Consider the following 11,698-nt stretch of genomic DNA (forward strand, 5'->3'; position numbering starts at 1 on the left):
GTCGTTATAAACCTTACATGTTAACAGTAGAAAAAATAGGCGGCACTTCAATGAGTGCCTTAGAGCAAGTCATACAAAATATCATATTATTTGAACGTAGCGGTGAACAACTATATAACAGGATATTCGTAGTCTCTGCATTCTCAGGGGTTACGGATCTCCTGTTGGAGAACAAGAAAACCGGGGCTCCGGGTGTTTACCATCGCATTGCAAAACAACAGGATTTTCACCGCCCTTTAAAGGAGCTGATCGTTAAATTAAAAACCATCAATAAAAGATATGTAGACCTTGGTCTGGACCTTGCCGTTGCTGATCGTTTTATTGAGAACCACGTTAAAGAAGCACAGACCTATCTGGAAAATCTGGCCAATATCCTGGCTTCAGGTTATGTGAGCAGAGAAGGTATCCTTCAGGCAGCACGTGAGATTCTTGCTTCCATCGGAGAAAGCCATTCGGCCTTCAACTTCACCAATATCCTGCAAAACATGGGCATTAATACCCGCCTGGTTGACCTGAGTGGATTTGGTGACCACCGTCCTTTTACGATTGACCAACGGATCAGGCATGCTTTCAAAAATATTGATTTTGAACAGACCATTTGCATTACGACTGGTTATGCGAAGGGTACGGAAGGGATCATGAGAGAGTTTGACCGAGGTTATTCTGAAGTTACTTTCAGTAAGATTGCGGAGTTCTTAAAGCCTCAGGAAGCGATCATCCATAAGGAATACCACCTTTCCACTGCTGATCCTGCATTGGTAGGCATAGAAAACTGCATTCCTGTAGGCTATACCAATTACGACATCGCCGATCAGCTGGCGGATGTAGGCATGGAAGCCATCCACCCTAAAGCTTCAAAACCGCTGGAAGTAAGCGGCATTCACCTGAGGATTAAAAACACCTTTGAGCCTTCACACCCGGGAACCTTGATTACCCGTGAATTTATATGTGAGCACAAACGTGTGGAAGTGATCACAGGAACGGATAAACTGATGATGATCGATGTGTATGATCCTTCGATGGTAGGAAATGTAGGAAGTGACCTTCAGATCATGCAGACCTTTTTCGACTATAATGTAAGTTATACCTTTAAATCGACCAGTGCCAACAGCATCTCTATTGTCATCTGGGCACGTGATTTCAATAAAAAACTCATCAATAAACTGGAAGAGGATTTCGAGAAGGTGACTGTAGAGAATGTAGCCATGGTTTGTTTGCTGGGCACAAATATGGATCAGCCGGGCTTATTGGCAAAAAGTGCCTATGCCCTTACTGAAGATGGAATCAACATTAAAAGTGCAGGCTTTGCGCTAAGAAAAGTGAACATCCAGTTCTTAATTGCTCCGGAGCACTTCAAAAGAGCCATCATTGCATTAAATAAAGCTATGGGCTAATGACAAACAGAATTTACCTCAAAAAATTCTCTACGTATGCTGATTTTTCAGACTATTACCTGCTCGTTTCCAATGAGCAGGTAATGGCTATGGTGACAGAAAGAGGGCTTCCAATGGAGGAAGCCACAGCAGAATTTGAAATCGTCCTCAAAAAGAATGAGAAATATCCTGATTTCGGGCGTTTCAAAATATTCGACTCTGCTACCCATCAATTTATAGGCCTGGGGAAAATGGACCTGAGCGATAGCGTGGCCGGTGAAGCAGAGCTCGGTTATTTACTATTGCCCGAATACTGGGGCAAAGGCTACGGAACTGAAATCGCCCGGGAGTTAATGGCATTGGCAGAAGCAACACCCTTTCTCCATAAAATTACAGCCATCATTGATCCGGCAAATGGCGCTTCCAGAAAGATCCTGATCAACCAGGGCTTCGCATCTGAATATCTGGGAGAAATAGAAGGTTTACCGGGAGAAATATTGGCTAAAAAGATTAAAGGATAGCGCAGGTTACATCCGGGCCGACAAGTTGGCGCTGCTCAGGCCATGATAAGCGTCCATATAAGCGCGTGGCGATTGCCCGGTAACGCTTTTAAATACCCGGTTAAAATTGGTAATGCTATTAAATCCTGCCTTATAGGCAACCCCGGAAATGCCATCTGTTTTTGTTCCGGCAAGCAGGCTTTTACAGGCATCATTTACCCTGACTTCATTTAAAAAGGATACAAAGGTATGTCCGGTATGCTGTTTAAAATATCGGCAAAATGCCGGTGGAGTCATATAAGCGGTATTTGCAATATCTTCCAATGTGATTTGCCGGTTATAATTGCGCATAATAAAATTGATAATATTACTCAACCTGATTCCCTCATCTTCGGAAATGTCTGAGGAATACACCTCGGAACAAAGGACTTCCACCTCCTCATTTATTCCCTGAAGTGTATTCAGCAGCTGAACAAGACTAAACAGAACATGGGTACCCGAGGCCTGATGAACTTCAAATATCTGGTTAGAAATCTCCTCAGCCCATTTCTTCGGGATTTTAAAACCATGCTTATTGTTCTTAAAAAAAGAATTCAGCAGTTTCATCTCCGGCAAATCAAATAAGGCCTTCAGGATGCCCGAAGGGTTAAAATAAAGAGAACAAGCGGAAATGCTTTTATTTTCATCGCCAGCAAAATACTCCGGATTCGACTTGAAAAGATGGGGCAGATTGGCTCCTATCAGAAAAACATCCCCTGAGGAAAAGGAATGCATGTTATTCCCGGCAATTAAGGTTCCCTCTCCTTGCTGAACCCAGGTAATCTGCCATTCATCATGACGATGAAGGTACTGGTAAAAGTAAGGCTGGGAAATGTGTTCCGATATGACACTTTTATCGTCTGGCACAAACAATGTAAATGGAAATACTTTCATATCTGGTCGGTTTACAGAATGTTAATATACGGATATTAACATTCTGTAAAGACATAAAACCATTATCATGTTAAAATACGGTTATATCCAGTTAATATTTGCCAAGCCTTAAAACCTTGAAGGAGAAAAAGCGCCAATTTCTATCTCTGTTTTCTGACCGGAAATAAGCTGGCTAACCAGCGCACCCGTTGCCGGTCCCAGGCTTAATCCCATCATGCCATGTCCTGTAGCGATGACCAAATTTTTCAATTTAGCACTATGCCCGATATAAGGTAAACCATCAGGTGAAGAAGGTCTGAAACCAAACCAGACCTTTTCGGCAGCGGGAAGCTGCGGATGCAGGTTAGTAAAATACTTTGGTACCGCCTCCACAATCCCTTTTACCCTTTGCATATTGACGCGATTGTTGATTTTATCCAGTTCCATCGTTCCGCTGTACCTGATCGATCCGTTCATCGGCGTAATCGCTACCCTTGCTTCGCAAAGTAAAGCAGGAATCGTCATGCGTTGTTCAGGTTCGCTTTCCATAAAAGAATAACCTTTACCCGGCATCAGCGGCACGCGGATGTCCATCGTTTTTGCGATGGCCGGCGACCAGGAGCCACAAGCCAATACATACTGATCCGCTTCCCAGGCTTTCTCCCCGGTAAACACTTTTGTTATTTTAGTTCCGTTTTGTTCGACTCTGTTCACTTCCGAACGCCGTACAATATTGACCCCATTGTGCTCCAGGTAATGAACCAGGGCTTCCATTAATTTTGGCGGATACAAATGTCCGTCGCAGCGATAATGCACTGCGCCAAGCACATCCAGCTGAAGTTCCGGCTGAAGCAGCTGACATTCGGCAGCATTTAGCACGCCCATATCCAGGCCCAGTTCTTTTGCCTTTCCGGCAAGATGAGCCTCCTCTTCCGCTACTTTTTCCGTTTTGTAGAAAGCAAGTATTCCCTTATTTTTCAGCTCAAAATCGAAACCAGGCTCCTGGGCAAGCGTTTCAAAAAGCTGCTTACTGAGCAGGGATAAATCCCTCAAAGGCACTGCCGACCTGGATACATGCCCGGAATTTGCAGATTTCAGGAACTTCAGGCCCCAGCTGATCAGATTCAGGTCTGCTGATGGCCGTACATAAAACGGGCTCTTGCTGTTGAACATCCAGCGGATTCCCTGCTGGACCATCCCCGGCGAAGCAAGAGGTACAAAATGACTCGGTACAATCATCCCTGCGTTTCCAAAAGAACAATTATCAGTAACCTCTCCTTTATCTAAAACCGTGACCTGGTGACCTTGCTTGTGGAGGTAATAGGCAGAACTCAATCCGACAATCCCGGCCCCTATAATTAAAACATGCGACATTTATTTTTTTCCTTTTCTTGAAACAACAGACTATTAAATCACTTGAAATCCATGGGCATAGGGATCATCATCATCGATCTTGATGGTATTGTATCCATAAACTTTCGCCCAGCCTTCCACACTTGGAATAATCGCATCAAAGTCTGCCAGCTTCAGCACCTCCTCTACCTTACCGGTAAATTTGCTCCCGATAAAGCTTTCGTGAATAAAGGGCTGTCCGGGTAACAACTTACCTTTTGCATGCCATTGCGCCATACGTGCAGAGGTCCCCGTTCCACAAGGAGAGCGGTCTATCGCTTTATCCCCATAAAAAACGGCGTTGCGCGCGGTTGAGGTCGGATCTAAAGGGTCTCCGGCCCAAAGGATATGGCTGCAGCCATTGATCGTTTCATCCAGCGGGTGGACAAACGTATGTTGTTCATTGATGCGTTTACGGATCACCTGACTCCAGCTGATCAATTGCGAGGCGGTATAGTCCTGGACTCCTGAAAAGTTGGGTTGAGGGTCTACAATTGCATAGAAATTTCCCCCATAGGCTACGTCAAAAGTAAGCGTTCCCAGTTCCGGACACTCCACTTCAAGATCTGATGCGGCGAGGTAAGCCGGAACATTGCGCAGTTTTACAGCGGTCACTTTTTTTCCTTCCTGCTGATATTCAATCAGGACCAGGCCTGCCGGAGCTTCCATTCTCACGATTCCCGGAATACGGGGGCTGATCAGGCCTTCTTCGATGGCAATGGTAATCGTTCCGATCGTTCCATGACCGCACATCGGCAAACAACCGCTTGTTTCTATAAACAGCACAGCCACATCGTTTGCAGGGTCATGTGGCGGATAGAGAATACTTCCCGACATCATATCATGGCCCCTGGGCTCAAACATTAAACCCGTACGGATCCAGTCGTATTCCCGTAGAAAATGCTGCCTCTTTTCACTCATATTGGCTCCTCTAAGCTGAGGGCCACCTCCGGCTACCAATCTTACCGGATTTCCACAGGTATGTGCATCTACACAAAAGAAGGTTTTACTTGACATTAGGTGTTGGTTCTTTGTTGGTTGATCAATCTATAAATTCCCAGAGGGTTGCCCTCTTTAAGCGCATCCGGCAAGAGTTCCGGTGCCCAATCCTGCCAGGCAAGGGGGCGGACAAAACGGTAAATTGCCGTCGTCCCTACCGAGCTAAACCGGCTGTCGTTTGTCGCCGGATAAGGTCCGCCATGCTGCATCGCACTACAAACTTCTACTCCGGTAGGCACACCGTTCCTGATCATTCTTCCTGTTTTATCTTCAATCTTACTGATCAGTTCCGGATATTGGCTCAGCTCATTTTCTGCCGCAAAAAGCGTCACAGTAAGTTGCCCTTCCAGGCTATCCAGTACTTCCTCCATTTGCGCTGTATTTTCTGCAACTACCAATAGAGAGTAGGGCCCAAAGATTTCTTCCTGAAGATGATCCGATTTGAGAAAATCGGCAGCACCAACCTGAGCTATTTTAGCAATAGACTGATTTTGTAAATCCGTGTTCTTCAATCCAGACTCTGCCAATAAGCTGACTTCGGCCGCCTTCAAGACTTCCTGAGCACGTTTTTCATAATTGGCAAAAATTCCTTCTGTCAGCATTGTTGCCGAAGGTGTTGCCGAGATGATGCTACTCAATTCTTGTTTAAACAGCTCCAGTCCCTCAGACTGTACAGCGATTAACAGACCGGGATTGGTACAAAACTGCCCGGCTCCCAGAGTAATCGATGCGGCACATTTTGCTGCAAGTTCCGTTGCTTTTTCTGCCATCGCCTCCGGCAATAAAACGACCGGATTGATGCTCCCCATTTCTGCAAATACCGGAATGGGTTGTTTCCGTTGTTGTGCCAGACTGACCAAGGCCATTCCTCCCTTAAGAGATCCGGTGAAGGTCACCGCTTTAGTTTTAGGATGTGTCACGAGATAGGCTCCGATTTCATAGCCATCGTCATACAGTAAAGAAAAGAGTCCTTCAGGAAGCCCGGATTTACGAATGGCATTTACGATTGCCGAGCCCACCAGTTCGCTTGTTCCCAAATGGGCAGGATGTGCCTTTACAATCACCGGACAACCTGAAGCAAGCGCAGAAGCGGTATCTCCTCCTGCAACAGAAAATGCGAGTGGAAAATTGCTCGCTCCAAAAACCACTACCGGCCCCAGTGGAACCAGCATGCGCCGGATATCCGGTCTTGGCAGCGGTTGCCTTTCCGGCATCGCAGTATCGATGATGGCATCCACCCAGGATCCTTCTTCAACCAGTTGAGCAAATAACCTGAGCTGTCCTGTTGTACGGCCCAGCTCTCCCTGTAATCTTCCTATCGGCAAACCGCTTTCTTCAGCTGCTCTGTTGATCAGGGTATCGCCCAGTGCAGCGATCTCATCTGCAATGCACCTTAAAAAGGCTGCTTTGACATCCTTATTAATGTTTTTATAACTTTGAAAGGCTTGCTCAGCAGCGCGAAGTGCTTCATCTGCCTCCCTTAGTCCGGATTTTAAAAACTCCCCTTCAAGGGCTTTACCGGTAGCCGGATTTAAAGCGTAAAAAGTTCCATTCATCTGTTCCATATTTAGATTCCCCAGCTACCCTCCGGCAATTGCGGACGATTGGCCAATGCATCGTTAATGACTTTCAATACCCTTTCTCTTTCTTCTCCTTTTATCGCCAAACGCGGTGCCCTTACTGTTTCGGTTCCAATACCTGTAGCTGTTTCCGCAAGCTTGATGTACTGAACCAGTTTAGGATGTATGTCCAGTTCCAACACCGGAAGGAACCAACGATAGATCGTCAATGCTTCGGGAATGCGGTTCTGTTTTACCAGTCTGAAAATGGCAACGGTCTCTTTAGGGAACGCGTCTACCAGTCCGGCAACCCATCCATGAGCACCCATCACCAGGCTTTCCATCGCCAAAGGATCTACCCCAGTCAGGATCTTAAACCTATCGCCAAAACGATTGATCATTCTGGTCACATTGGAAATATCTCTTGTTGATTCTTTTACGGCCTGTATATTCGCATGTTTCGATAAAGCCTCGAACATATCCAGGGTAACTTCGATCTTATAATCCACCGGGTTGTTGTAAATCATGATCGGCAGTGGGGTACTTAGGGCGACTGCTTCAAAAAAGGCCAGTGTTTCTTCCTGATCGGCATAATAACGCATTGGAGGAAGCAACATCAAGCCATTTGCACCCAGTTGTTCTGCTTTTTTTGCTGCAGCAACCGCTTTTTTTGTAGTCGGTTCTGCAATGTTTAACAATACAGGAACCCTGCCGTTTACTACCTTTAGGGTATGCGACAACAATTCAAATTTCTCTTCATCACTCAATACACTCGCTTCTCCTAAAGAACCACCCAGGATAATTCCACCTGCACCTGCGGCCAACTGCGCCTCGAGGTTGATGTTAAACATGTTAAAATCCAACTCATCCTGATCTGTAAATTTTGTCGTCACAGCGGGGAATACCCCATTCCAATTGATACTCATACGTTGTTTGGTTTATTTTTTAATTAAAAACAGGGACTGGTCATTTTTCATAGCCCTTGATCAGAATCAAATTTAGGCGTTTAGCAGGCCTGGAAATGCCCGGATATTAACCAATATGCCCTGTAAATACACCAGAACGAATGCTCAACATAAACAGATTTTGGTTAAAACCCGTTTTCTTCCAGCCAATGCTGACACATGTCTATCCATTTATCCTTATTATTAGGATTGTCTAGCCCAAATCCATGTTCGCCGGACTGAAAAATATGCATGCCAGCTTTAACTTTGGAATTCAGCAGGGCATTAAAAAAATCAAGACTGTTTTTAACCGGGACGATATCGTCATCTGCAGTATGCACCAGGAATGTTGGTGGCGTATCGGAACTAACATGTTTTTCATTGCTGAAGCGATCCAACAATTCTTTAGATGGCGTCATCCCGATTAACCGTTCCCTCACCCCACTTGGAATTTTCGGATCGAAAAGAATCACCGGATAAACCAGTACCATAAAATCAGGGCGAAGATTGATATTTTCTTTGTTCTCTATCACCGTCCAGCCCTGATGTGTTCCTAACGTAGTCGCGAGGTGCCCACCAGCCGAGAAACCTGCAACACCAATTTTATTCGGGTTTATTCCCCATTCTCCTGCCCTTTTACGAACGATAAGCATTGCCCTTTGCAGGTCCTGTAATGGCCCAATGGTTTTATCGATCATTACCTTATCACTTGGCATACGGTATCTTAGCACAAAAACAGTGACTCCCATTTTATTAAAGGCCTTTACGGTAGCCAGAGTATTCTCCATAGTTGGCAAAACCAGATAACCACCCCCCGGACAGATAATTACAGCGGTTCCTGTTGCGGTACCTTTTTCCGGTAAGTAAGGTGTGATACCTGGATTGCTTAAATTACGGGTCAGACCGGAGCTGTCGATATGCTCCACATAATCTGCCGGAGCTATTTTTGAATTTGGAATCATGCCCTCATACAAAGGAATGGCTTTCTCCTGGCCATAGGAAAGCTTAAAAAATGAGGCCAATACTAAAATTAAGATTACTTTTTTCATCAGAATATAATTGTTTTTTTGCGGTTATGAAGCTATCATAAGCATATTCATTACTGTTTGTAAGTGGTATACTTATGATGGTTTCAATGTTTTCAGATTTACTTAAGGATACAATTGATTAACCTCAAAATTATACTTCCCCCAGGAAGAGAAATATGCAAGAATGCTCAATCTACCCTCTCATTTTCCTGAAATTCAGGGGCTGTATACCGTAACCCGATTTGAAAGCGCGACAAAAAGCACTGACATTTTCAAAGCCGGTCATCCAGGTGATTTCATGAATCGGTTTATCCGTAAACTGTAATAAATCCGCCGCATGTTTCAGCCGGACCCGGATCAGGTATTGGTGGGGAGTGATGCGAAAAACAGCTTTAAATTGTCTGACCAGCTGAGGAACCGACAAACAGGCTAAACTACTGATATGCGCTAAATCTGTATGCTCCATATAAGTCGAATGCAGGACATCTTTAGCAACACATAACCTTTTGTAAATCTCGGTCTTTGTACTTGATTTAAGGGCAGCAACCTGCCCCACACGATTGAACGCTGACTTATGCGTCCGGATGAGCTCATGCAACAAAAAAACCAGGTATTCGTCCATCATGTTCTCTTCATCCCCCTGTTGATCAAGGGCTGTCAGCAGTCCTGACAACTGCAATTGTAATTCAGGTGTGATCTGGTTTAATGTCTGAAAAAACTCGAGGGTTCGTGTTCCGTTATTCAGTGGTTCATCCAGTAAAAACGACTCCGTATGTAAGGCATCACGAAATACAGCCGAAGCAAATTCCTTTTTAAAAAAAACCGACAGGATCCTTAGTTTTTCGCCATTATCACTCCTGCAGGAATAGTTCTGATCATCATTTAAAATCAAAAATTGTCCCGGTCTAACCGCAAGTCTTTGACGATTAATGCCATACCATTCTTCCCCACTCAACACCGTTTTAAAAGAAAGACAGCCCACATGATTGTCGCAATTACTCGCGCTGCTCTCTGCATTAAAAATGATGTTGTGCTTCCTGAATCTGCTGAAGTGCAATGCTTCATCAAACCCTGGCCTGGTATGGTCTGGCAGACTGGTAAAATACATACCAACAAGATAATGATTTTCACTAAGACCCTAAAAAAGAAACAGGTACGTGACCAAACGTACCTGTAACTTTATTAACCCAACTGGAGAACGTTAATTCTTATTTACACTACCATCCCGGATTCTGTTTAATGTCCGGATTCAGGCTCATCTGATCAATTGCAATCGGAGCCAGGTAATCTCTGAGTACATTAAACTGATAGCCGGAAGCCATCGCCGGAATATTTTTAAACAACTCGATATAGCCGTTTGCATCAACCGGATAAGTAGCAAGACTGGCAGCCGGAACCAAACCTGTCCACTGGCTCAGGATTGCTCCCTTTGGTTTCCAGCCTACCAATAATTCATCTGCCGCAGCCCAGCGATACATATCATCTCTGCGGTATCCTTCACAGGCCAGCTCTATTCTTCTTTCTCTGCGCACTTCATTGATCACGGGGCTCAATGTTGGAAACTCCCATTTAGGGTCATTTACAATTCCGCCTACCATCAGGTTAGGCATGCCTACACGGCTCCTTAGCTTGTTTACAGATAAATCGGCATCTGCCTGATTAAAGGTTCCCAATTCGGCTTTGGCTTCTGCATAAATCAAGAGCGCCTCTGCAAACCTGAAAATGATGTAGCCAGTGGTCCCCCGATCCTGTTGTTGCGTATAATCCGGGTTATGTCCTTTGTAGACCTGATACCCTGTAGCTGGTTTTTGCTCATTTGGAGAGGTAAAAGTGGGTACTTCAAAAATTGCCGCAGCAGCTCCATTTGGTCTGTTGTTCGTAACGATGTGATTTCCGTCATTCACATATAGCGTTTGCAACATCCTTGGATCTCTGTTTTTAACCACATTCAACAAGTTGGCATCTCCCTGATACAATGGATTTCCGCTGATTGGTTTTCCATCGGTACATAAATAATAATCGATCAGGTTTTTGGTGATTCCTCTTCCTGCGCCTGTGTTTGTATAACGATGCCAATAATGACCGCCGTTTGCATTCAGGTCAAACTGTCGCCAGAGCATGATTTCCGGATTTCCGTTGTAATTACTTTGATTGAACAATTTCCAATAGCCATCCGTTCCTGGTGTTGGCGCTAGTCCGTTTCCATCAGGATTATCAATCAGGTCCTTACTTACCGTTGCGGCCTTTTGCAGGAATTTAGTTCCATCGCTACCGCTTACCCCAAAAGGAGTATTGGCGTGGTATTTCTCCCAGGTTCCCTCAAAAAGCGCAATCCTTGCCTGAAGCAATTGTGCGATCTGTTTATTTACCCTCGAAGGTTGGGCTTTTCCTTTGGACGGCAGGTAATTTACCGCCTTGTCTAGGTCGTTCATAATGGAATCCACAATGACCGCCCTGGATAAACGTGCTCCTTTTAACTGATCCAACACCGGGTTCATCGGTTTATTTACCCATGGAAGATCTCCGAATTGTCTGAGTTTGCTAAAGTAAAACCAGGCCCTGAAGAACAAGGCTTCACCAACATAGCTTTTTTGATTATCCCATGCGGCATTTACTTTATTGTAATTCGCCATGAAATAATTGATGTTCCTTAGTGTCGTCCAGTCGCCGGGAGCCCAGCCACCACCTGCACCAGGTACCACTCTCGTTCCGTTTAAAGGCCCGTCCACAGACATTGTGATCATGTTGTCACTCCCCTGGTCTGCGTCCAATCCATAAGGGCCTATCGTGCCAAAAGCACTGATGGTAGAAGGAAAGGCAGAATAAAAGTTATTGACATAAAGCTGAAGGTCGTTGGGTGTTTTCCAAAATTCGGCTTCACTAATGCTTGTTTCCGGAGTCTGGTCCAGAAAACTTTTCTTACAGGCAGCCAGAGAAGTCAGCCCTATAAGAATCAACAGATATAGTTTATTGCGCATAATCATATTTTTT

The 11,698-nt window shown here is 44.9% G+C and carries 10 protein-coding genes; 2 read left to right on the forward strand and 8 right to left on the reverse strand.

Features of this window, described 5'->3' with window-relative positions; all coding sequences use genetic code 11:
• Positions 1–17: 17 nt before the first annotated feature.
• Together BLQ87_RS11770 and BLQ87_RS11775 are read left to right on the forward strand one after the other, a co-directional pair.
• On the forward strand, positions 18–1,394 hold the full coding sequence (locus BLQ87_RS11770; protein ID WP_074606689.1) for an aspartate kinase: 1,377 nt from the start codon (positions 18–20) through the stop codon (positions 1,392–1,394).
• On the forward strand, positions 1,394–1,894 hold the full coding sequence (locus BLQ87_RS11775; protein ID WP_074606691.1) for a GNAT family N-acetyltransferase: 501 nt from the start codon (positions 1,394–1,396) through the stop codon (positions 1,892–1,894). The genes BLQ87_RS11770 and BLQ87_RS11775 overlap by 1 nt, the downstream gene beginning before the upstream one ends.
• 6 nt (positions 1,895–1,900) lie before the next feature.
• Here BLQ87_RS11775 and BLQ87_RS11780 read toward each other — a convergent pair whose 3' ends face one another.
• The 8 genes from BLQ87_RS11780 to BLQ87_RS11815 all read right to left on the reverse strand — a co-directional run bounded on the left by BLQ87_RS11780 (position 1,901) and on the right by BLQ87_RS11815 (position 11,685).
• A complete protein-coding gene (locus tag BLQ87_RS11780; protein ID WP_074606693.1) occupies positions 1,901–2,806 on the reverse strand; it encodes an AraC family transcriptional regulator in 906 nt (301 codons plus the stop codon).
• 108 nt (positions 2,807–2,914) lie between these two features.
• Positions 2,915–4,159, reverse strand: a complete 1,245-nt coding sequence (locus BLQ87_RS11785; protein ID WP_074606695.1) for an NAD(P)/FAD-dependent oxidoreductase — start codon at positions 4,157–4,159, stop codon at positions 2,915–2,917.
• A gap of 33 nt (positions 4,160–4,192) precedes the next feature.
• Positions 4,193–5,194 (reverse strand): 4-hydroxyproline epimerase, encoded by a 1,002-nt coding sequence (locus BLQ87_RS11790; protein ID WP_074606697.1) that lies wholly within the window; start codon positions 5,192–5,194, stop codon positions 4,193–4,195.
• Positions 5,194–6,741: an aldehyde dehydrogenase (NADP(+)) gene (locus tag BLQ87_RS11795; RefSeq protein WP_074606699.1), complete on the reverse strand. Its 1,548-nt coding sequence runs from the start codon at positions 6,739–6,741 to the stop codon at positions 5,194–5,196. Before BLQ87_RS11795 ends, BLQ87_RS11790 begins: the two co-directional genes overlap by 1 nt.
• A 2-nt stretch (positions 6,742–6,743) precedes the next feature.
• Complete coding sequence (locus BLQ87_RS11800) at positions 6,744–7,661, reverse strand: dihydrodipicolinate synthase family protein (RefSeq protein ID WP_074606701.1); 918 nt, start codon at positions 7,659–7,661, stop codon at positions 6,744–6,746.
• A 164-nt stretch (positions 7,662–7,825) separates the two neighbouring features.
• On the reverse strand, positions 7,826–8,728 hold the full coding sequence (locus tag BLQ87_RS11805; protein ID WP_074606703.1) for an alpha/beta hydrolase: 903 nt from the start codon (positions 8,726–8,728) through the stop codon (positions 7,826–7,828).
• Positions 8,729–8,900: 172 nt separating this feature from the next.
• Entirely contained in the window at positions 8,901–9,815 is a 915-nt protein-coding gene (locus BLQ87_RS11810; RefSeq protein WP_074606705.1) for a helix-turn-helix transcriptional regulator, read from the reverse strand.
• A 109-nt stretch (positions 9,816–9,924) separates the two neighbouring features.
• Positions 9,925–11,685 (reverse strand): RagB/SusD family nutrient uptake outer membrane protein, encoded by a 1,761-nt coding sequence (locus BLQ87_RS11815; protein WP_172664746.1) that lies wholly within the window; start codon positions 11,683–11,685, stop codon positions 9,925–9,927.
• Between the last annotated feature and the right edge of the window lie 13 nt (positions 11,686–11,698).

Origin of the sequence: Pedobacter steynii, assembly GCF_900103665.1 — a bacterium.
Classification (GTDB): domain Bacteria; phylum Bacteroidota; class Bacteroidia; order Sphingobacteriales; family Sphingobacteriaceae; genus Pedobacter; species Pedobacter steynii.